A 20,755-nucleotide genomic window follows, 5' to 3' on the forward strand; every position below is an offset into this window, starting at 1 on the left:
CGGCTGGAATGACGCCATCAAAACCTAGCTTGGCCAAGTCAAGTTCATCGACGAAAACGTCAACCACCCGAACCGGATTGGTATCGCTGACATAGTCGTCGAGGCTTTCGGGAAGTAAGGTGCTTTGACCTCGGTGTTCACCCTGGATAAACCGTTTCATGGGCGTCCCTTGCGATGAGATTCTCGGAAATCATAGCAAGGGTTTACCGGGACGTTTTTACACACTCTGGGCCGATAACAGCCCCCCCCTTCACTCCATCCCCCAACCATGACTCACCATCAACGATTGCCCGGTGAGTGCATTACTCGGGAAGGCGGCAAACATTAGCGCGACGCGGGCTACGTCTTCGGTGCTGGTGAATTCGCCGTCTACGGTGTCTTTGAGCATGACCTTTTGGATGACGTCTTCTTCGCTAATGCCCAGCTCCTTGGCTTGCTCGGGAATCTGTTTATCGACCAGTGGCGTGCGGACGAAGCCGGGGCAGATCACGTTGGCGTGAATACCAGCGGAGCCGCCTTCTTTGGCGACTGTTTTGGCAAGGCCGAGTAAGCCATGTTTGGCGGTTACGTAAGGCGCTTTGAGTTTTGAGGCTTCTTTGGAGTGCACCGAGCCCATGTAGATAATGCTGCCGCCACGGCCCTGTGCGTACATGTGTTTGAGGCACGCTTTGGTGGTTAAGAAGGCACCGTCCAGGTGGATGGCGAGCATCTTTTTCCAGTCGGCGTAACTCAGGTCTTGTACCGGCTGAATGATCTGTATCCCCGCATTGCTGACCAGAATATCAATGCCGCCGAAGGCTTTAACCGCCTCCTCAACGCCAGCGTTTACCTGGTCTTCGTCGGTCACGTCGACTTCAATCGCCAACGCCTGCGCGCCGCTGGCTGTGATTTGCGCGGCGGCTTGTTGGGCGGCGTGCAGATTAAGGTCGGCGATGACCACGCTGGCGCCTTCGGCGGCAAACAGTTCAGCGATTTGTTTGCCGATGCCGCTGGCGGCGCCGGTGATAAAAGCAACTTTGCCGGATAATTGCACGGTGTGCCTCCTGCTTTATTGGCGCGAGAGGCCGCTAGCCTGGGCAGCAGCGGCCTGAGTGGGTTGGCAAACAGACGAGGGTTTAAGCGCTCGCAACGACCGCGCGAATATCGCTGGCCAGTTCGCGTACGCGCTGTTCTTCGATGTCCCATGAACACATGAAGCGTGCGCCGCCCGCACCAATAAAGGTGTAGAAGCGCCAGCCTTTGTCGCGCAAGGTTTGCAGTGCCGGCTCGGGCATCTGCAAGAACACGCCGTTGGCTTGCACGGGAAACATCAGGCTGACGCCCGGCACATCGCTGACCAGTTCGGCCAGCAGGCGTGCGCAGCGGTTGGCGTGTTGAGCGTAGTGCAGCCACGCGCCGTCTTGCAGGATGCCGACCCAGGGCGCCGATAAGTAGCGCATCTTCGACGCCAATTGGCCGGCTTGTTTGCAGCGGTAGTCGAAATCTTCGGCCAGGTCTTTGTTGAAGAACAGGATGGCTTCACCCACGGCCATGCCGTTTTTGGTGCCGCCAAAGCACAGCACATCGACGCCGGCTTTCCACGTCAGCTCAGCCGGTGTGCAGCCAAGAAACGCGCAGGCATTGGAGAAGCGCGCGCCGTCCATGTGCAAGTTCAGCCCCAGATCGCGGCAGGTTTCGCTGATGGCGCGCACTTCATCCGGGGTGTACACGGTGCCGACTTCGGTGGCTTGAGTCAGCGTAACAACGCGCGGCTTGGGGTAGTGAATATCCTGACGCTTGAGCGCCACTTCGCGGATCGACTCGGGCGTCATCTTGCCGTTTTCGCTGCTGGCCACCAGCAGTTTCGAGCCGTTGGAGAAAAACTCCGGCGCGCCACACTCGTCGGTCTCAACGTGGGCCGTCTCCGAGCAGATCACGCTGTGGTAACTCTGGCAAAGCGCGGCCAGTGCTAATGAGTTGGCGGCGGTGCCGTTAAAGGCAAAAAACACTTCGCAGTCGGTTTCGAACAATTTGCGGAAGTGGTCGGAGGCGAGTGCCGTCCAGTGGTCGTCGCCGTAAGCGCGCTCGTGGCCGTGGTTGGCCTCGGCCATTGCTGCCCATGCTTCAGGGCAGATGCCGGAATAGTTGTCGCTGGCGAACTGTTGCGTTTTATCGGTCATGCGGGGGTCCTTCAAGCCGTTGCCTATGCGCCCCTCGTGAGGGCCGGCGGGTGCGCTGATTTTACGCGAGGTTGGCGCCTGCAGAACATGTTTGATTGCCCTGTTGGCGATGAATGACTGTTAAGTCAGATTTTAATGGATTCCCTGAATACCTGCGTTACCGCCAGATATCGCAATGGGTTGATGGCTTTTGCAGTGCTGATAGCCGAGCAGGATTTTGCTGAGTGGCTTTGCAAAACAACGTCGCCTGCGCAGTGCGTTGGTGTTTTCAGACATGCGGCGCAGCCGCCACCTCAGCAGACGCGCCACTTAGGCTGATTTACGACATGAGCATGTCGTAAACGAAGTTACCCATGACGTACATAGGCATCTCGCGGGCAGAGCCGAGTCATACCATCGCTGCAAACGGCAACTCGCCGCATCTAACAATAGGCTGCACCGCAGGAGATCAGTGATGTTCAGCAAAAATGACCAAATACAGGGTTACGACGACGAGTTGCTCAGTGCAATGAATCAAGAAGAGCAGCGTCAGGAGCATCATATCGAGCTGATCGCCTCGGAGAACTACACCAGCAAGCGGGTGATGGAAGCTCAAGGCAGCGGGCTTACTAACAAGTACGCGGAAGGCTATCCGGGCAAGCGCTATTACGGCGGTTGTGAGCACGTCGACAAGGTTGAACAATTGGCGATTGATCGCGCCAAGCAGCTGTTCGGCGCCGACTACGCCAACGTGCAGCCACACTCGGGCTCGTCTGCCAACTCGGCGGTGTATCTGGCGCTGCTGCAAGCGGGCGACACCATTCTGGGCATGAGCCTGGCGCACGGTGGCCACCTGACCCATGGCGCTAAAGTCAGCTCATCCGGCAAGCTGTACAACGCGGTGCAATACGGCATTGATACCAGCACCGGCCTGATTGATTACGACGAAGTCGAGCGGTTGGCGCTGGAGCACAAGCCAAAGATGATTGTGGCGGGCTTCTCGGCTTACTCGAAAACCCTCGACTTCCCGCGTTTCCGTGAAATTGCCGACAAGGTTGGTGCTTACCTGTTTGTCGACATGGCGCACGTGGCGGGTCTGGTGGCGGCGGGTCTGTACCCGAATCCGTTGCCATACGCCGATGTGGTCACCACCACGACTCACAAAACCCTGCGCGGCCCTCGCGGCGGTTTGATTCTGGCCAAGGCCAACGAAGAGATTGAGAAAAAGCTCAACTCGGCAGTCTTCCCTGGCGCTCAGGGCGGGCCACTGATGCACGTAATTGCCGGTAAGGCGGTGTGCTTTAAAGAGGCGCTGGAGCCGAGCTTTGTTGAGTATCAGCAGCAGGTGATCAAAAACGCTCAGGCGATGGCCAAGGTGTTTATTGATAACGGTTTTGATGTGGTGTCCGGCGGCACCGACAACCACCTGTTTTTGCTCAGCCTGATCAAGCAAGGCATTACCGGCAAAGACGCTGATGCGGCGCTGGGCCGTGCGGGTATCACGGTTAACAAGAATGCGGTGCCGAACGATCCGCAATCGCCGTTTGTGACCTCTGGCCTGCGCATTGGTACGCCAGCGGTGACCACGCGCGGCTTCAAAGAACCTCAGTGCATTGAGTTGGCGGGCTGGATTTGTGAGTTGTTACAGAACCTCGGCGATGCCGATGTTGAAGCGCAAATCGCGGGACTGGCTGCTGGGCTGTGCGCGGATTACCCCGTTTACCGCTGATGGTTGGAGGCGGCCGCTGAGTCGGCCGCCTGAATCGTCTCGGCTGCAAATTTAGGAGCATCACATGCAACGATATTCTGGCTTTGGCCTGTTCAAACATGCCTTCAGTCATCATGAGAACTGGCAGCGCATGTGGCGCAACCCGACCCCTAAGCCGGTCTACGACGTGATCATCGTCGGCGGCGGCGGTCATGGCTTGGCAACCGCTTACTACCTCGCCAAAGTGTTTGGCGTGAAGAACGTCGCAGTGGTTGAGAAGGGCTGGTTAGGCGGCGGTAATACGGCGCGTAATACCACGATTGTGCGTTCCAACTACCTGTGGGACGAGTCGGCGCAGCTCTATGAGCATGCGATGAAACTGTGGGAAGGGCTCTCGCAAGACCTCAACTACAACGTGATGTTTTCGCAGCGCGGCGTTTATAACCTGTGCCATACGCTGCAAGACATGCGTGACTCTGAGCGTCGCGTCAGTGCCAACCGCCTCAATGGCGTGGATGGCGAATTGCTCGATGCGCGTCAGGTCGCTGAAGAGATTCCGTATCTGGATTGCAGCAAAAACACCCGCTATCCGATCATGGGCTCGACTGTGCAGCGCCGTGGTGGTGTGGCGCGTCACGACGCCGTGGCCTGGGGCTATGCGCGCGCGGCGGATGCCTTGGGCGTGGATTTGTTGCAGCAGACCGAAGTGACTGGTTTCCGTAAGGAAAACGGCGTGGTGATTGGCGTTGAAACCAATCGCGGCTTTATCGGTGGCAAGCGTGTCGGCGTGGTTACTGCGGGTAACTCCGGGCACATGGCCAAGTTGGCGGGCTTCCGTTTGCCGCTGGAGTCACACCCGCTGCAAGCGTTGGTGTCTGAGCCGATCAAACCGGTGATCGACAGCGTCATCATGTCCAACGCCGTGCACGGTTACATCAGCCAGTCGGACAAAGGCGACCTGGTAATTGGCGCCGGTATCGACGGTTGGAACGGCTACGGTCAGCGTGGCTCGTATCCGACAATCGAGCACACGCTGCAAGCCATCGTCGAGATGTTCCCGGTGTTGTCACGCGTACGCATGAACCGTCAGTGGGGCGGTATTGTGGATACCAGCCCGGACGCCTGCCCGATTATCTCGAAAACCCCAGTCCCAAATCTGTTCTTCAACTGTGGTTGGGGCACGGGTGGTTTCAAGGCCACGCCGGGCTCGGGCCACGTGTTTGCCGCTAGTTTGGCCAAAGGTGAAATGCACCCACTGGCAAAACCGTTTGCGATGGATCGTTTCCATACCGGCGCACTGATCGACGAGCACGGCGCTGCTGCCGTGGCTCACTAAGAGGGCTCAGACCATGCTTAATATTTATTGCCCTCACTGCGGTGAAACGCGCTCTGAAGAAGAGTTTCACGCACACGGCCAGGCGCACATTGTGCGGCCGGAAAATCCAGCCGAGTGCAGTGATGAAGAGTGGGGCGACTACATCTTCTTCCGCGATAACCCGCGCGGCATTCATCACGAATTGTGGGTGCACTCAGGCGGTTGCCGTAAGTTTTTCAACGCCACGCGACACACCGTGACGTACGAGATTTATGAAACTTACAAGATCGGTGAGAAGCCCAGCGTTACCGAGACCAGCGTTGCTGCCGCTAAAGCGAGCGCTCAAGGAGTCACGGCATGAGCCAAGTTAATCGTCTAACCAATGGCGGCCGGATTGACCGCAGCCAGCCTTTGAATTTCAGCTTCAATGGCCAGTCGTATCAAGGCTTCGCCGGTGACTCACTGGCCGCTGCGTTACTGGCCAATGGCGTGGATATTGTCGGGCGTAGTTTCAAGTATTCCCGGCCTCGCGGAATTGTTGCGGCGGGCAGCGAAGAGCCAAACGCCATCCTGCAAATCGGTTCGACCGAAGAGGCGCAAATCCCTAACGTGCGAGCGACTCAGCAAGCGCTTTACTCCGGTTTGGTGGCGACCAGCACCAACGGCTGGCCAAGCGTTAATACCGACATGATGGGAATTCTCGGTAAGGTCGGCGGCAAGATGATGCCCCCCGGTTTTTACTACAAAACCTTCATGTATCCGCAGAACCTGTGGCTGACCTACGAGAAGTACATTCGTAAAGCTGCAGGGCTGGGCCGCGCGCCGACAGAAGTTGACCCCGACAGTTACGACTACCTCAATCAGCATTGTGATGTGTTGGTGGTAGGCGCGGGGCCTGCGGGTTTGGCTGCTGCACTGGCGGCGGGGCGCAGTGGCGCGCGGGTGATTCTGGCGGACGAGCAGGAAGAATTTGGCGGCAGCTTGCTCGACACGCGTGAACTGCTCGACGGCAAGCCTGCAGCCGAGTGGGCAGCCGAGGCGCTGGCTGAGCTGCAAGGCATGCCAGAAGTCACCTTGTTGCTGCGCGCGACAGTAAATGGCTATCACGACCATAACTTCTTGACGATTCATCAGCGCATGACCGATCACATTGGTGAAGTCGCGCCGATGGGCATGGTGCGTCAGCGCATGCACCGGGTACGTGCCAAGCGTGTGGTGCTGGCAACCGGTGCGCATGAGCGCCCGCTGGTGTACGCCAACAACGATGTGCCTGGCAATATGCTAGCGGGCGCTGTGTCGACCTATGTGCGCCGTTACGCGGTGCTGCCCGGTCGCAAGCTGGCGCTTTCAACCAACAACGATTACGCCTACCGCGTGGTGCTGGACTGGCTCGATGCTGGCCAGCAAGTGGTTGCCGTGGCAGATGCGCGGTCTAACCCGCGTGGCACTTGGGTTGAGCAGGCGCGCGCACGCGGTGTGCGGATTTTAACCGGCAGCGCCGTGGTTGAAGCGCGCGGCAGCAAGCGTGTTGATGCGGCGCGGATCTGTGCGATCGATGTGGCCAAGCATAAAGTCACCAGCCCGGGTGAAGTTCTTGATTGCGATTTGATCGTCAGCTCCGGGGGCTACAGCCCAGTGGTTCATCTGGCATCGCATCTGGGTGGGCGACCAACATGGCAGGCCGACTTGCTGGCATTTGTGCCGGGCGAAGGCTTGCAAAAGCGTGTGTGCGCCGGGGCGGTAAAAGGCGTTTTTGCATTGGGCGACACGCTGGCAGATGGTTTTGAAGCGGGTGTGATGGCTGCTGCCGAAGTCGGCTTTGACGCCGCTGTTGGCACGCTGCCAAGCGTTGAGCAACTCAACGAGGAAGCGACGCTTGCGCTGTTCCAAGTGCCGCACGATAAATCGACCGCGCGTGCACCCAAGCAGTTTGTCGACTTCCAGAACGACGTCACCGCCGCCGGTATCGAGCTGGCAACCCGTGAAGGCTTTGAGTCGGTTGAACACGTTAAGCGCTACACCGCGCTCGGCTTTGGTACCGATCAAGGCAAGCTCGGCAATATCAATGGCCTGGCGATTGCTGCACGCTCACTGGGCATCAGCATCGAGCAAATGGGCACCACCATGTTCCGGCCCAACTACACGCCGGTTACATTCGGCGCGGTTGCTGGCCGCCATTGCGGTGCGTTGTTTGAGCCAAAGCGTTACACCGCGATGCATGCGTGGCACGTTGCAAACGGCGCTGAGTTTGAAGATGTCGGCCAGTGGAAGCGGCCGTGGTATTTCCCGAAAAATGGCGAAGACCTGCACGCGGCTGTCGCACGTGAATGCCTGGCGGTGCGCAATGCAGTGGGCATTCTGGACGCCTCGACGCTGGGCAAGATCGATATTCAGGGCCCTGATGCCCGTGAGTTTCTCAATCGTGTGTACACCAACGCGTGGACCAAACTGGATGTCGGCAAAGCCCGTTACGGTTTGATGTGCAAAGAAGACGGCATGGTCTTCGACGACGGTGTAACGGCGTGTCTGGCAGACAACCACTTCCTGATGACCACCACCACCGGTGGCGCGGCGCGGGTTCTCGACTGGCTGGAGCTTTATCACCAGACCGAATGGCCGGATCTGAAAGTGTATTTCACCTCAGTGACCGATCACTGGGCGACCATGACGCTGTCCGGCCCGAACAGCCGCAAGCTGCTGGCGGAAGTCACGGATATCGACCTCGATAAAGACGCGTTCCCTTTCATGGCGTGGAAAGAAGGCGAAGCCGGTGGTGTACCGGCGCGGGTTTTCCGGATCTCCTTCACTGGCGAGTTGAGCTACGAGGTCAACGTGCAGGCGGATTACGCCATGGGCGTTTGGCAGAAGATTATCGAAGCAGGCAAAAAGCACGGTCTGACGCCTTACGGCACTGAAACCATGCACGTTTTGCGGGCCGAGAAAGGCTTCATCATTGTTGGCCAGGATACCGATGGTTCGGTTACGCCGGACGACCTCAACATGAGCTGGTGTGTGGGCCGCAACAAGCCGTTTTCATGGATCGGTTTGCGCGGTATGAATCGCCAGGATTGCGTGCGCGAGCAGCGTAAACAACTGGTGGGGTTAAAGCCGGTTAATCCTCAGCAGGTATTGCCGGAAGGTGCGCAGCTGGTCTTTGACCCGAAGCAGGCGATACCGATGACCATGGTCGGCCACGTCACCTCCAGCTACATGAGTGCTGCGTTGGGCTACTCGTTTGCAATGGCGATGGTTAAAGGCGGTTTGCAACGCATTGGCGAGCGGGTGTTTGCGCCCCTGGTCGATGGCAGCGTGATTGAAGCCGAAATTGTCAGCTCCGTATTTTATGACCCGAAAGGGGAACGCCAGAATGTCTAACGTCAATGTCTACCAACAGCGCCCGGCAGATGCCAAGGCCGAGTCGCCGCTGTTTCACGCCAGCCTGCATGAGTTGGTCGGCAAAGGGCCGACCGATGCCGGTGTAACGCTGACTGAGAAAAAACTGCTGGGCCATCTCACCCTGCGTGGCGATGGCAAAGATCCGGCTTTTGCCGAGGCCGTGCACAGTGCTCTGGGTATAGAGTTGCCGGGTGCGCTGAGCGTGGTCAGCCACGGCGGGGCGTCCTTGCAATGGCTGTCTCCGGATGAGTGGCTGCTGATTGTGCCGAGCGGTGAAGAGTTCGCCGCCGAGCAGAAACTGCGTGAGGCGTTGGCGGGGCAACACATCTCGATCATCAATGTCAGCGGCGGCCAAACCTTGCTGGAGCTTCGCGGCAAGAACGTGCGCGAAGTGTTGATGAAGTCGACTTCGTACGACGTCCATCCGGGCAACTTCCCCGTGGGTAAAGCCGTGGCTACACACTTCGCCAAAGCGCAGTTGGTGATTCGTCACAGCGCTGAAGATACCTGGGAGTTGGTCATTCGCCGCAGCTTCTCTGACTACTTCTGGCTTTGGCTGCAAGATGCCAGCGCTGAGTACGGTCTGAGTATCGTCGAATAATCAGTTGTATTGATGCTGTGAGTAATACGCCCTTGCAGGGCCGCCCTAACCGGGTGTGTGCCTTGCAGGGAGTGCTGTTTAGCGCAGGGAGAGTGTAATGAGCCGAACCCCGGATACATGGATTTTGACAGCGCAGTGCCCGAGTGTGCTCGGCACGGTGGACGCGCTGACACGGTTCTTGTTTGAGCAAGGTTGTTATGTCACCGAACACCATTCGTTCGATGACCGGTTGTCGTCGCGGTTTTTTATTCGCATCGAGTTTCGCCAGCCCGATGGTTTTGACGAGCAGGCGTTTCGTGCTGATTTGGCGCAACGCAGTGCCGCCTTCGAGATGCAAACCGAGCTGACTCCGCCCGCGTATCGGGCCAAGGTTGTGCTGATGGTGTCCAAATCGGATCACTGCCTGAATGACTTGCTCTATCGTCAGCGCATTGGCCATTTGTCGATGGATGTGGTGGCGGTGATTTCCAATCACCCAGATTTGGAACCGCTGGCACGCTGGCATGAGATTCCGTATTACCACTTCCCGCTGGACCCCAACGATAAACCTGCGCAAGAGCGCAAAGTGCTGGAGGTTATCGAGCAAACCGGTGCTGAGTTGGTGGTGCTTGCGCGCTATATGCAGGTGCTGTCGCCGGAGTTATGCCGCAAGCTCGATGGCTGGGCGATCAATATTCATCACTCGCTGCTGCCCGGCTTCAAGGGCGCCAAGCCTTATCATCAGGCGTATCAGAAGGGGGTGAAGTTGGTCGGTGCGACCGCGCATTACATCAACAACGACCTCGACGAAGGCCCGATCATTGCGCAAGGCGTTGAGACCGTTGATCACGCGCATTATCCCGAAGATTTGGTTGCCAAAGGCCGTGATATTGAATGCCTGACGTTGGCCAAGGCGATTGGTTATCACCTTGAGCGCCGTGTTTTTCTTAATCAAAACCGCACAGTCGTGCTTTAACGCGGCTGGCACTGTATGGCCCTGCATAAGCAGGTTTCACACTGCCCAGAGGTTCATGTGATGGCACGCTGCGTCGTTACCTGACCTCTTTGTGAATGCTTCATCACCTTAAAGGAGCCTCTGAAAAGCCAGCGACAGGCGCCAAGCCCTTAGATGCGCAATCTCTGGCCGGTAGTTTTTTAGACGTTCCGTAAATGCTCCAGTGCAAGGCTGCGTGGCCGCCGGCTGCGCCTTTGTTCCGACAACAACAAGGAGAGCAAGCGATGTCTGATAATCGTGGTGTGGTGTATCTCGGTGCTGGCAAGGTCGAGGTGCAGAATATCGATTACCCGAAAATGCAGGACCCGCGCGGCAAGAAGATCGAGCACGGGGTCATCCTCAAAGTGGTATCCACCAACATTTGCGGCTCCGACCAGCACATGGTGCGCGGCCGCACTACGGCGCAGGTCGGTCTGGTGTTGGGCCACGAGATTACCGGTGAGGTGATCGAGAAAGGGCGCGATGTTGAGCATTTGAAAATTGGCGATCTGGTGTCTGTGCCGTTCAACGTCGCGTGTGGCCGTTGCCGCAGCTGTAAAGAGCAACACACCGGTGTTTGTTTAACGGTGAATCCGGCGCGTGCGGGTGGCGCATACGGCTATGTCGACATGGGCGACTGGACCGGTGGTCAGGCGAATTACGTGCTGGTGCCTTACGCCGACTTCAACCTGCTGAAACTTCCGGATCGCGACAAGGCGATGGAGAAAATCCGCGATCTGACCTGTCTTTCAGACATTCTGCCGACGGGCTATCACGGTGCTGTTACCGCAGGCGTTGGCCCCGGCAGTACGGTCTATGTTGCCGGTGCGGGGCCTGTGGGCCTGGCGGCTGCGGCGTCTGCGCGTTTGCTGGGTGCTGCGGTGGTGATTGTTGGTGATGTGAATCCGGTGCGGTTGGCTCACGCCAAGGCGCAGGGTTTCGAGATTGCCGACTTGTCCAAAGACACCCCGTTGCACGAGCAAATTGCCGACCTGCTCGGTGAGCCGGAAGTGGATTGCGCAGTCGATGCGGTTGGCTTCGAAGCGCGTGGTCACGGCCATGCCGGCGCGCAGCAGGAGGCACCGGCAACGGTACTCAACTCGCTGATGGGGGTTGTTCGGGTTGCCGGTAAAATTGGTATTCCCGGCCTGTATGTCACCGAAGATCCGGGTGCGGTGGACGCCGCGGCCAAAATTGGCAGCTTGAGCATTCGCTTCGGTCTGGGCTGGGCCAAGTCGCACAGTTTCCACACCGGGCAAACGCCGGTGATGAAGTACAACCGCCAACTGATGCAGGCAATTATGTGGGACCGCATTAACATCGCCGAAGTGGTGGGCGTGCAAGTAATCAGCCTCGATCAGGCGCCACAGGGTTATGGCGAATTCGATGCCGGTGTGCCGAAGAAATTCGTGATTGATCCGCATCGCATGTTCAGCGCTGGCTGATTCAACCCGTAAGCGAACGTAGCTTTTGCAAAGCTCACCCGTGCACACTGCGTGTGAGCTTTGCTTTTTTTAGCGCGGTTGCAGCCCATCACGAATCACGTGAATCCGCGCATCCTTATCGCGCCACAGTTGTGACACCCACTCCTGCATCCATTGGCGAAATTGCTCGTCGTTCTGGTAGTCGCCCTGCCACAAGGCCGGATCCAGTGGATAAGTCTGAATATCGACAATCACCCGTGGCACCTGGCCGCTGATCAACGCCCAGAAGCCCGGCACTTTATCGCCCGGGTAAACCACGGTCACATCCAGCACCGCATCCAGTTGCTCACCCAGTGCGGCGAGTACAAAGGCCATGCCGCCGGCTTTGGGCTTGAGCAGGTATTTATAGGGCGACTGCTGCTGAATCTGTTTGGCGCGGGTGCAGCGCGTGCCTTCCAGATAATTGACGATGGTCACCGGCAGGTCTTTGAACTTCTCGCAGGCACGGCGGGTAATGGCCAGGTCTTCGCCTTTGCGCTCCGGGTGTTTTTCCAGATAAGCCTTGGAGTAACGCCGCATGAACGGATAGTCGAGCGCCCAGAAGGCCAGCCCGAGAAAGGGAATCCAGATGAGTTGCTGCTTGAGGAAGAACTTGAAGTAGGGCGTCTTGCGGTTGAACGCCTGAATCAACGCCGGAATGTCGACCCACGACTGATGGTTACTGATGACCAGATACGAGGTGGTTTTGCGCAGCTCAACCGGGCAACGGATATCCCATTGGGTCGGCAGAATGCAGGCGAATATGATTTTGTTGATCTCCGCCCATGTTTCTGCAACCCACATCACACCGCGCGAGCATGCAGCTTTCAGCGCTGTGCCGGGCAGGAGAAACTTGCCCATGGCGATCAACAGCAACGGGCCAATCAGAATCAAGGTGTTCAGCAGTAACAGCAGGGTGACGGTCAGGCCGGTCAGTAGTCGGCGCATGATGGCTCCTCAAGTGCGGGACCTGTGCATATTAAGCAGACGATTGGCTTCGTCCAAGTTATGCTGAACTATCGGTTAATTGTCGGACGAGCCGTTGGGCATTGCTCCGCTTCAGTCTGTATAAAGTGGTCTACAAAAAACGCTGTTTCGAGAACAGGCAATTATGTTGAAGCGCATATCGGTAGCGGACGTGCGTGTCGGTATGTACATCCAGGCCTTCTGTGGCAGTTGGGTTGACCATCCGTTCTGGAAGAAAAGTTTCTTACTGGAATCCGACAAGGATCTGCAACGTATCTACGCCAGTAAAGTTGAGGAATTGCTGATTGATATCAGCAAGGGACTCGACTGTGCCGCTGCACCTGTCGAAACGCCGCTGCAACAACCCGAACCAGTTGCACTGGCGCCTGTAGCCAAGACCGAGGCAGAAGCAGCACCGGCTACGCAAGACAACGAAGACTACAGCCCGGCGCCGTTCTCCGACGAGATCAGGCGTGCCGCCCTGATCTGTGAGCGTTCCAAGCAGGCGGTTATCGACATGTTCGCCGATGTGCGGATGGGCCGCGCCCTGCAAGCGGAGCAGGCCGATAACCTGGTCAAGGAAATTACCGCCTCGGTTATTCGCCATCCCGGCGCCATTATCAGTTTGGCGCGGCTGAAAAATGCTGACGAATACACCTACATGCACTCCGTTGCCGTGTGTGCGCTGATGGTCGCGTTGGCGCGTCAGCTGAATTTTGAGCTGGATCAGATTCGCGAAGCCGGGCTTGCCGGATTGCTTCACGACATCGGCAAAATGGCGGTCGCGCAAAACGTCCTCAACAAACCGGGAAAACTTTCCGAAGAAGAGTTTGAGGCCGTTAAAGCGCACCCGATTCTGGGCGGCCAGATACTGTTGGAGAACAAGCAGATCAGTGCGCTGGCGCTGGATGTTTGCATGCATCACCACGAGAAATACGACGGCACGGGTTATCCACACGGGTTACAAGGTGAGCAGATCAGTGTAATGGCGCGGATGGGCGCAATCTGCGATGTGTATGACGCCGTCACCTCTAATCGTGCCTACAAAAAGGCATGGGACCCGGCTACCTCAATCAGCCGCATGGCCAGCTGGAAAGGTCACTTCGACGAGATGATGTTCCACGCCTTCGTCAAAGCGGTGGGGATTTATCCGATCGGCTCGCTGGTGCGTTTGCAGAGTGGTCGTCTTGGCGTGGTGCTGGAGCAGGGCGAGGGTTCGCTGCTGGCGCCCAAGGTCAAGGTTTTCTACTCAGCGGAAACCCGGATGCCGATTATCCAGCAAACCATTGATCTGGCTGAGACCCCGGCGCGCGATAAAATTATTAGCCGTGAAGCCCCCGAGAAATGGGGCTTTCGCAACCTTGAAGCACTCTGGTTGGATCTTCCTGCCACTCCTGTCTGAGGCAAAAAAGCTGAACCAATCGAATCGAGACGAGTCCGAAACCGTGAATTTAAGGAGGAGTACTTGGTTTGAGAAGTTTAATTGCATTGATCGCGTTAGTTGCACTGCCAGTGATGGCGAACGAGCCAGCCAGTGACCCAACTTTGTACGGCCGTTACGAGTATGTTGCTGTGCCTCAGGTTGGCCAGACCTTTAAAGCCAAAATGGATACCGGCGCGATGACATCATCGCTCTCGGCCAAGGACATCGAGCGCTTCAAGCGCGATGGCGATGATTGGGTGCGTTTTCGTCTGGCAACAAAAGATGCTGATCCAACCCTTTTCGAGCAACCGCTGACGCGCGTCGCGCTGATCAAGAACCGTGCAGAAGAAGGTGATGAACCCAACAGCAGCCCGACCATGGCTGAGCGGCCGGTGATTGATATGGAAATTTGCGTGGGCAACGAGTCGCGCACCATTGAGGTCAATCTGGCGGATCGCAGTCACTTCGATTATCCGCTGCTGATTGGTGCGGCCGCTATGCGCAAGCTCGGCGCCGCGGTGAATCCTGCGCAGCGCTATACCGCCGAGCGCCCAGAGTGCTGAGTTGAGCGGAGCATTCGATTGGCTTGATCTATTCGGGGCGCTGTCTGATGACCGCGCCCCGATTGTATCCACGGCATTTATGCACGCCGTGAGTGAACTGCTCGCCTGCACGGGTGCCGGATTATTGCTAGGCTCAGATTGATGTTTTGGCATACAAGGATGCTGTGCATGCAATTGGGGTGGCGTATTCACGGCTGGACTAATGGGGGTTGAGTCCGGGCAGGCAGATTGCCTGCGAATCATCTGCTGGCTCCGACTGGCTATTTTGAGTGCTGTGGCAGGTGGCTTGCTCGCATGCACCAATCAGGAAGTCTCACTGCATAAAGTCGCCAAGACCGACATCGACATGGTGCATGACCTGCATTGGAAGACTGTCGATCAGCGGCTCACAGTATTAATGGGTAAGCTCTATGAGCGTAATCCGGATGAGCTGCATAAAACCCCGAACGCGACGATTCTTTCACGGCAAAAACTGCTCTGGAGCACGCCGCTAAATCGTCAGACCTCCTACCTCGGTGTCGATGAACTCAGGGCGATGGATCTGGCGCTTGATCCCAATTTCCCAGGCGACCGCGTGTATGCGGTGATGGCCGGGCTGCGCGGCATGCTCAGCCGTTCCTACGACTATAAAGACGACTTCTACCTTTTCGACACGCTCGACCAACAGGCGCTTTACAACAGCGCGCGTAATGTCGAAATTCTGGTGTGGCGGCTCAAGCACCGGCTGGATGCCAAGGGTGCTCGCCTTCTGTTCACCAACGGTTTTGACAAACCACCTTATAACCTCAGTTATGAGCGTCTTTTCGGCAAGATCATCGCTTATCAGGACATGATGGCAATCATCACCTCCGAGCGTACCCAGCGCGGAATAAATTATGCGACGCACAGCATATTGCGCATGGCTTTCCTGCCGATATAAATCCTAGCGGGCTTTATCCGCGCTGATCAGTGCGGGTCAGCAGGTGGCCGCGTAGCTTTTGTTAGAACCTAACCTATGCCGCGCATGCGTTAAAACATGCATTAAAGTGTTTTGAGGTATCCCCATGACCGCAGTACTCAAGCCGGGTGTGAACCTGCTCGAACGATTTAGCTTTGCCCGGAAGTTTCAATTATTAGCCGTGCTGTTCATTCTGCCGCTGGCCTACGCCTCATGGACGCTCTGGGACGAGTACCGGGCAGGGCAGCAACTGATGGACCGGCAGATCAATGGCCTGCATGACATCAATGCGCTGGCCAAGGTGCAGCGTGAAGTGCTGGCTCAGCGCACGCTTTTAGCACGCTGGAAAGGTACGGACACCCCGGCGCAGGCCTTATTGAGCAGCCGCGAGGCTCAGCTCGATGAAAGCCTCAAGAATGCCAGTGAGCAACTGAACAGTGCTGCGCTGTCGAAGCAGGCGCGCGAGTTGCTGAGCAGTTTGCAGGCGGACCGAAAGGGGATTTCTGTGGCTACGTTGTCAGGTATCTCGCTGCCCGATGCGTTGGTGCAATATCAGAAAACCTTGCAGCAATTAACCGCTTTGCGTGAGCAGATTGCTACCGACAGCGGGCTGATTCTCGATCCGCATCTGGACACCTATCTGATGATGGAACAGCTGACGTTTACCCTGCCGCGGCTGTTGGAAAATCTCTCCAGTTTTGCCAGCCGTGGTTATGGCGCTGTGGTGTCCGAGCACTTCACGTTGCAAAGTCGGGTAGGCATTCGCGATTTGCGCAGCAGCCTCGATGAGTCGAACGCGCAACTGCTCAAGGCGCGAAATTCGCTCGCGCAAATTGCCCCGGAGTCGATGAATACATTGCAAACGCCGTTCAGTAATGTCGAGCAGGGTTTGCAGGTGTTCCTCAAGGAAATTGACCGCGACATGTTCGATGCCAATCCGATGACATTGACGCCTGCGCAATTCATTCAGCGTATCGATGCGCTGGAACAACTGCTGCAAGACCTGCAGCAGGCGCAGTTTGAACAGTCCGAGCAGAGTCAGGGAGCCTATCGCAGCGCCGCGCAAATCAGGATGTTCAACGTGGCGCTGATTTTTGCCCTGCTCACACTGGCCGCGCTTTATGTGCTGGCGTGCCTGAATTGGTCGATTCGTCGTGGTGCGCGCGAGATTATTGAGGCGGCGCAAGGCCTGCGCGACGGCGATATGCGCGTGCACATGCAAACTTATGGCGAGGACGAGCTGGCGCAAATTTCATCTGCGCTGAACACCGCAATCGGACAATTGCGCGGCTCGCTGCAAGGGGTTAATGATGAAACCCAGGGCATTGGGGGAACCGTAAAACTGCTTAATCAGGAGTCTCAAACGGCCTTGCAGGCGGTTGAGCAACAGCAAGGTCAAATGAGCCAGATTGCCGCTGCGGCAACCCAGATGGCGGCTACCGCGCAGAGTGTTGCGCAAAGCTGCGAGGAGGCCGCAGTTGAAGCAGAGCAAACCCGCGAAGTGGCCAACCAGAGTAATCAGCGCAGCGAGCGAACCAGTGCAAGCATGCGCCAACTCAGCTCGCGCCTGGGTGAAAGCTCGGCGACCCTGAAGCAATTGCAGCAGCAAACCGAGCAGATCACCCGCGTGGTGGATGTGATTCGCGGCATTGCCGAGCAAACCAATTTGCTCGCCCTCAACGCTGCAATTGAAGCGGCGCGGGCTGGCGATCAGGGTCGCGGCTTTGCGGTGGTCGCTGATGAGGTGCGCAACCTGTCGCAGCGCACTCAGAACTCCACGCAAGAGATCGCTCAGACGGTTGCGGATTTACACAAAGTGGTTGGCGAGTCGGTGGACATGATGGATCAGGCCGTGGCTCAGGCCGAGGGCGATGTCAGCAGTGTGCTGGCCATGAGTGATGACCTCAATGGGATCGTCGAGTCGGTTCAGCGGGTCAGCGATCGCCTGGCGCAAATTGCCACGGCAGCTGAGGAGCAGGCCGCAACCGCCGATGAAGTCAGCGGCAACATCCAGCAGGTCGATCAGGCGGCCAGTGCCTTGCTCGACGGCGCGCAGGCGGTCAATCAGGCCTCGGAGCAATTGCGCTTGGGCAGTCAGGGCTTGTCGCAAAATACCGGCCGCTTCCGCCTCGGCTAACCCGCCAGCGAACTTGCCAACCTTGGTTTGAGCAGATTGTTTGAGCAAGCTTTAAGCCGGCACGGCGTTGGTTACCGTGCCGGCTCATTTGTGGGCTACTGGCCTGCGCCTCCAATCCGCGCGAGGCGCTCAGTATTCGATAGCTTGGCCTCTGCTTACGCTGGCGGCTGGGACTTGCTTAGGGAGTCACGCTGGCTGACCTCGCTGTACCAGCTTGCGAGTTTGGGGAAACGCTCACGCCATGCCAGTTGCGGTTGGCGGAAATCCAAATAGCCGAGCGCGCAGGCAAGGCTGATCGTGGCGATATCAAATGTGTTCAGTGCGCCTGTATCGGCTTGTGCTTCGAACTCGCCCAGCGCGCGTTCAATTTTTGCTTGCTGGCCTTCGAGCCATTGCGGCCAGAGCAGTTCTTCCGGGCGCAGGGCAGTCTCGTACCGGATCAAAACCGCCGCATCAAGTATGGCGTCTGCCAGCGATGCCAGCGTCAGTCGTTGCCAGCGCTGCGGGCCGTTGCGTGGAATAACCGGCTCGCCGATGTGCTGGTGATCGAGGTAGTCGAGAATCACCCGGCTGTCATGCAGGGTGTCGCCGTTAGCGAGTTGCAGCGCCGGAATTTTGCCTGAGGGATTGCGCGCGACAACGTCGCTGTTCGGGGCGACCGGGCTCAGCTGCACGTTGTGTAAATCCACTTTCTGCAGCTGCCCTGTTTCGTGCAACAGCACCATGATCTTGCGCACGAAGGGCGATGCGGGCGAGTAAAACAGAGTCATGTTGTTGCTGGGCATTTGTTCAACTCCATATTTTTTGAGCGTTGCATCACGTTTCTTGAAGATAAATCGAGCGGCGCCGTATACGACCTTGGTCGAGAGTCTACGCCTACCTTGGCTGCTTGTGCCTCTGCATGCCCCATAAACCGTGAGGCCTGCGCTGCGCCGGGGCGGCACTCGACCAAAGTCTCACTAGCGCTCGCTGTGGGTACTGCTAAGTTTTGACTGTCAAAACAACAAAAACAATTGAGGAGAACCTCACATGTCTGGGTCTAAGGAAGAGGCTGCCAAAGCCTATTGGAAAGATAACCTGCGGCTGATGTTGTGGCTGCTGGTGGTCTGGTTCGTGGTGTCATTCGGCTGTGGTGTTCTGTTCGTGCATGAACTCAACGCCATCCAGTTCTTCGGCTTCCCTCTGGGATTCTGGTTTGCCCAGCAAGGGTCTATCTACGTATTTGTGGCGATGATTTTCTTCTATGTCTGGAAGATGAATCAGTACGACCGCAAGCACGACGTCCACGAAGAATAAGGCGCCGAGAATGGATACCCAAACTCTGATCTATCTGTTTGTCGGCGCAACTTTTGCGCTGTACATCGGCATCGCGATCTGGACCCGTGCCGGGTCTACCAGCGAATACTACGTTGCCAGTAAAGGCGTTCACCCAATCCTCAATGGTATGGCCACCGGTGCAGACTGGATGTCGGCTGCCTCGTTCATCTCGATGGCGGGGATTATCTCGTTCACCGGCTTCGACGGTAGCGTGTACCTGATGGGCTGGACCGGCGGCTATGTACTGTTGGCCATGTGCCTGGCCCCGTACCTGCGCAAGTTCGGTAAATTCACCGTACCGGAGTTCATCGGCGAGCGTTACTACTCGCAGACAGCTCGCGTGGTGGCGGTTATCTGCGTGATCTTCATCTCGTTCACCTACGTTGCCGGCCAGATGCGCGGCGTTGGTATCGTCTTCTCGCGTTACCTTGAAGTCGACATCAACACCGGTGTAATCATCGGCATGTGCATCGTGTTCTTCTACTCCGTACTCGGCGGTATGAAGGGCATTACCTACACTCAGGTTGCGCAATATTGCGTGATGATCTTCGCCTACATGGTGCCTGCGATCTACATCTCGATGCTGATCACCGGTAACCCGATTCCGCAGCTGGGCTTTGGTAGCGAAGTTATCGGCACTGGCCAATCGGTGCTTGAGCGCCTGAATGGTCTGGGCACTGAGCTGGGCTTTGGCGTTTACACCGATGGCAGCAAGTCGACTATCGACGTGTTCTTCATCACCATGGCGCTGATGGTTGGTACTGCCGGTCTGCCACACGTAATTGTGCGCTTCTTCACCACCCCAACCGTGCGTGCAGCGCGTCTGTCTGCCGGTTATGCACTGCTGTTCATCGCGATTCTGTACACCACCGCTCCGGCTGTTGCTGCGTTTGCGCGTACCAACCTGCTGACCAGCATTCCAGGTGTTGAATACGTCAATGCGCCGCAGTGGGTGAAAAACTGGGAGAAATCCGGTCTGATTGCCTGGCTCGACAAGAACGGCGACGGCAAGATCCAGTACGGCCCTGGCGCTCCATTCGCGGGTGCTCCAACCTTCTCGGCTGAAGCCGGTGCTCATGGTGAGCGTCAAGTCACCAACGCGCCGACCGATGCTGCGACTGAGCTCTACGTAGACCGCGACATCATGGTATTGGCCAACCCGGAAATTGCTGATCTGCCGGGCTGGGTAATTGCTCTGATTGCGGCGGGTGGTCTGGCAGCTGCGCTGTCTACCGCTGCTGGTTTGTTGCTGGTTATCTCGACCTCTATCTCGCACGACTTGCTGAAGAGCAATCTGATGCCGAACATCAGCGAGAAGAAGGAACTGCTGGCCGCGCGTATCGCTGCAGGTGTGGCGGTTGTGGTTGCTGGTCTGTTCGGGATTTACCCGCCAGCGTTCGTGGCGCAAGTGGTGGCATTCGCCTTCGGCCTTGCTGCGGCATCGTTCTTCCCGGCCATCGTCATGGGGATTTTCTCCAAGAAGATGAACAAGGAAGGCGCTATCGCCGGTATGGTTGTCGGTCTCGCGTTCACCTTCAGCTACATCGTTTACTACAAGTTCATCAACCCAACTGCCGGTCCTGCTGACTGGTGGTTCGGTATCTCGCCAGAAGGCATTGGTACCCTGGGCATGATCTTCAACTTCGTTGTAGCGGTTGCGGTGGCCTCCGTCACCAGCGCTCCACCAGAGCGTATCCAGCACCTGATCGAAGACATCCGTGTTCCTCGTGGTGCCGGTGCTGCAATCGATCACTAAGTTGTAATGCAGTAAGCACAACGCCCCGATAATCGGGGCGTTGTCGTTTCTGGCGGTTAGTC

General features: G+C 57.2%; 17 protein-coding genes and 1 pseudogene. 13 read left to right on the forward strand and 5 right to left on the reverse strand.

The genetic code is table 11. From position 1 onward, the window contains the following. From FEZ62_RS20155 to FEZ62_RS20165, 3 genes and pseudogenes are all read right to left on the reverse strand, one after another. Nucleotides 1-160, reverse strand: a pseudogene (locus FEZ62_RS20155) (IS5/IS1182 family transposase); the annotation flags it as partial. A 90-nt stretch (nucleotides 161-250) separates the two neighbouring features. Beyond that, nucleotides 251-1,033, reverse strand: a complete 783-nt coding sequence (locus tag FEZ62_RS20160; RefSeq protein WP_172929584.1) for a 3-hydroxybutyrate dehydrogenase — start codon at nucleotides 1,031-1,033, stop codon at nucleotides 251-253. Nucleotides 1,034-1,115: 82 nt separating this feature from the next. Then, entirely contained in the window at nucleotides 1,116-2,159 is a 1,044-nt protein-coding gene (locus tag FEZ62_RS20165; RefSeq protein ID WP_069898185.1) for a low specificity L-threonine aldolase, read from the reverse strand. A gap of 454 nt (nucleotides 2,160-2,613) precedes the next feature. Here FEZ62_RS20165 and glyA point away from each other — a divergent pair, with 454 nt between their 5' ends. The 7 genes from glyA to fdhA all read left to right on the forward strand — a co-directional run bounded on the left by glyA (nucleotide 2,614) and on the right by fdhA (nucleotide 11,576). Beyond that, on the forward strand, nucleotides 2,614-3,867 hold the full coding sequence (glyA, locus tag FEZ62_RS20170; RefSeq protein ID WP_172929585.1) for a serine hydroxymethyltransferase: 1,254 nt from the start codon (nucleotides 2,614-2,616) through the stop codon (nucleotides 3,865-3,867). Nucleotides 3,868-3,931: 64 nt separating this feature from the next. Next, complete coding sequence (locus FEZ62_RS20175; protein ID WP_069898183.1) at nucleotides 3,932-5,182, forward strand: sarcosine oxidase subunit beta; 1,251 nt, start codon at nucleotides 3,932-3,934, stop codon at nucleotides 5,180-5,182. Nucleotides 5,183-5,195: 13 nt separating this feature from the next. Further along, nucleotides 5,196-5,522 carry a sarcosine oxidase subunit delta gene (locus tag FEZ62_RS20180; protein ID WP_172929586.1) on the forward strand — a complete coding sequence of 109 codons (327 nt, stop codon included), beginning with the start codon at nucleotides 5,196-5,198 and terminating at the stop codon, nucleotides 5,520-5,522. After that, nucleotides 5,519-8,536, forward strand: a complete 3,018-nt coding sequence (locus FEZ62_RS20185) for a sarcosine oxidase subunit alpha (RefSeq protein WP_172929587.1) — start codon at nucleotides 5,519-5,521, stop codon at nucleotides 8,534-8,536. The genes FEZ62_RS20180 and FEZ62_RS20185 overlap by 4 nt, the downstream gene beginning before the upstream one ends. Further along, entirely contained in the window at nucleotides 8,529-9,158 is a 630-nt protein-coding gene (gene soxG, locus FEZ62_RS20190) for a sarcosine oxidase subunit gamma family protein (protein ID WP_172929588.1), read from the forward strand. The genes FEZ62_RS20185 and soxG overlap by 8 nt, the downstream gene beginning before the upstream one ends. A gap of 97 nt (nucleotides 9,159-9,255) precedes the next feature. Continuing rightward, nucleotides 9,256-10,113 (forward strand): formyltetrahydrofolate deformylase, encoded by an 858-nt coding sequence (gene purU, locus FEZ62_RS20195; protein WP_172929589.1) that lies wholly within the window; start codon nucleotides 9,256-9,258, stop codon nucleotides 10,111-10,113. A gap of 263 nt (nucleotides 10,114-10,376) precedes the next feature. Continuing rightward, complete coding sequence (fdhA, locus tag FEZ62_RS20200) at nucleotides 10,377-11,576, forward strand: formaldehyde dehydrogenase, glutathione-independent (RefSeq protein ID WP_069898178.1); 1,200 nt, start codon at nucleotides 10,377-10,379, stop codon at nucleotides 11,574-11,576. A gap of 69 nt (nucleotides 11,577-11,645) precedes the next feature. Here fdhA and FEZ62_RS20205 read toward each other — a convergent pair whose 3' ends face one another. Then, the gene (locus FEZ62_RS20205) at nucleotides 11,646-12,542 is read right to left on the reverse strand and encodes an acyltransferase (protein WP_172929590.1); all 897 of its coding nucleotides are present in this window, start codon (nucleotides 12,540-12,542) and stop codon (nucleotides 11,646-11,648) included. A 163-nt stretch (nucleotides 12,543-12,705) separates the two neighbouring features. Here FEZ62_RS20205 and FEZ62_RS20210 point away from each other — a divergent pair, with 163 nt between their 5' ends. The 4 genes from FEZ62_RS20210 to FEZ62_RS20225 all read left to right on the forward strand — a co-directional run bounded on the left by FEZ62_RS20210 (nucleotide 12,706) and on the right by FEZ62_RS20225 (nucleotide 17,620). Beyond that, nucleotides 12,706-13,962, forward strand: a complete 1,257-nt coding sequence (locus tag FEZ62_RS20210; protein WP_172929591.1) for an HD-GYP domain-containing protein — start codon at nucleotides 12,706-12,708, stop codon at nucleotides 13,960-13,962. A gap of 68 nt (nucleotides 13,963-14,030) precedes the next feature. Continuing rightward, nucleotides 14,031-14,546: an ATP-dependent zinc protease gene (locus FEZ62_RS20215; protein WP_069898175.1), complete on the forward strand. Its 516-nt coding sequence runs from the start codon at nucleotides 14,031-14,033 to the stop codon at nucleotides 14,544-14,546. 202 nt (nucleotides 14,547-14,748) lie between these two features. Continuing rightward, complete coding sequence (locus FEZ62_RS20220; protein WP_172929592.1) at nucleotides 14,749-15,465, forward strand: hypothetical protein; 717 nt, start codon at nucleotides 14,749-14,751, stop codon at nucleotides 15,463-15,465. A gap of 124 nt (nucleotides 15,466-15,589) precedes the next feature. Beyond that, the gene (locus FEZ62_RS20225; RefSeq protein ID WP_172929593.1) at nucleotides 15,590-17,620 is read left to right on the forward strand and encodes a methyl-accepting chemotaxis protein; all 2,031 of its coding nucleotides are present in this window, start codon (nucleotides 15,590-15,592) and stop codon (nucleotides 17,618-17,620) included. 155 nt (nucleotides 17,621-17,775) lie between these two features. Here FEZ62_RS20225 and FEZ62_RS20230 read toward each other — a convergent pair whose 3' ends face one another. Then, entirely contained in the window at nucleotides 17,776-18,405 is a 630-nt protein-coding gene (locus tag FEZ62_RS20230) for a glutathione S-transferase (RefSeq protein WP_172929594.1), read from the reverse strand. A 244-nt stretch (nucleotides 18,406-18,649) separates the two neighbouring features. Here FEZ62_RS20230 and FEZ62_RS20235 point away from each other — a divergent pair, with 244 nt between their 5' ends. Together FEZ62_RS20235 and FEZ62_RS20240 are read left to right on the forward strand one after the other, a co-directional pair. After that, nucleotides 18,650-18,916, forward strand: a complete 267-nt coding sequence (locus FEZ62_RS20235) for a DUF4212 domain-containing protein (RefSeq protein ID WP_069898171.1) — start codon at nucleotides 18,650-18,652, stop codon at nucleotides 18,914-18,916. A 10-nt stretch (nucleotides 18,917-18,926) separates the two neighbouring features. Next, nucleotides 18,927-20,693, forward strand: a complete 1,767-nt coding sequence (locus tag FEZ62_RS20240; protein WP_172929595.1) for a sodium:solute symporter family protein — start codon at nucleotides 18,927-18,929, stop codon at nucleotides 20,691-20,693. The last annotated feature ends 62 nt before the right edge of the window (nucleotides 20,694-20,755 follow it).

The organism is Pseudomonas sp. MS19 (assembly GCF_013277615.1).
Lineage (GTDB): Bacteria > Pseudomonadota > Gammaproteobacteria > Pseudomonadales > Pseudomonadaceae > Aquipseudomonas > Aquipseudomonas marincola.

What these genes read in the sequence shown, in the direction of transcription:
- FEZ62_RS20165 (WP_069898185.1), bottom strand. Translation starts at nt 2,159, where the DNA reads ATGACCGATAAAACGCAACAGTTCGCCAGCGACAACTATTCCGGCATC.
- glyA (WP_172929585.1), top strand. Translation starts at nt 2,614, where the DNA reads ATGTTCAGCAAAAATGACCAAATACAGGGTTACGACGACGAGTTGCTC.
- FEZ62_RS20175 (WP_069898183.1), top strand. Translation starts at nt 3,932, where the DNA reads ATGCAACGATATTCTGGCTTTGGCCTGTTCAAACATGCCTTCAGTCAT.
- FEZ62_RS20180 (WP_172929586.1), top strand. Translation starts at nt 5,196, where the DNA reads ATGCTTAATATTTATTGCCCTCACTGCGGTGAAACGCGCTCTGAAGAA.
- FEZ62_RS20185 (WP_172929587.1), top strand. Translation starts at nt 5,519, where the DNA reads ATGAGCCAAGTTAATCGTCTAACCAATGGCGGCCGGATTGACCGCAGC.
- soxG (WP_172929588.1), top strand. Translation starts at nt 8,529, where the DNA reads ATGTCTAACGTCAATGTCTACCAACAGCGCCCGGCAGATGCCAAGGCC.
- purU (WP_172929589.1), top strand. Translation starts at nt 9,256, where the DNA reads ATGAGCCGAACCCCGGATACATGGATTTTGACAGCGCAGTGCCCGAGT.
- fdhA (WP_069898178.1), top strand. Translation starts at nt 10,377, where the DNA reads ATGTCTGATAATCGTGGTGTGGTGTATCTCGGTGCTGGCAAGGTCGAG.
- FEZ62_RS20205 (WP_172929590.1), bottom strand. Translation starts at nt 12,542, where the DNA reads ATGCGCCGACTACTGACCGGCCTGACCGTCACCCTGCTGTTACTGCTG.
- FEZ62_RS20210 (WP_172929591.1), top strand. Translation starts at nt 12,706, where the DNA reads ATGTTGAAGCGCATATCGGTAGCGGACGTGCGTGTCGGTATGTACATC.
- FEZ62_RS20220 (WP_172929592.1), top strand. Translation starts at nt 14,749, where the DNA reads ATGGGGGTTGAGTCCGGGCAGGCAGATTGCCTGCGAATCATCTGCTGG.
- FEZ62_RS20225 (WP_172929593.1), top strand. Translation starts at nt 15,590, where the DNA reads ATGACCGCAGTACTCAAGCCGGGTGTGAACCTGCTCGAACGATTTAGC.
- FEZ62_RS20230 (WP_172929594.1), bottom strand. Translation starts at nt 18,405, where the DNA reads ATGCCCAGCAACAACATGACTCTGTTTTACTCGCCCGCATCGCCCTTC.
- FEZ62_RS20235 (WP_069898171.1), top strand. Translation starts at nt 18,650, where the DNA reads ATGTCTGGGTCTAAGGAAGAGGCTGCCAAAGCCTATTGGAAAGATAAC.
- FEZ62_RS20240 (WP_172929595.1), top strand. Translation starts at nt 18,927, where the DNA reads ATGGATACCCAAACTCTGATCTATCTGTTTGTCGGCGCAACTTTTGCG.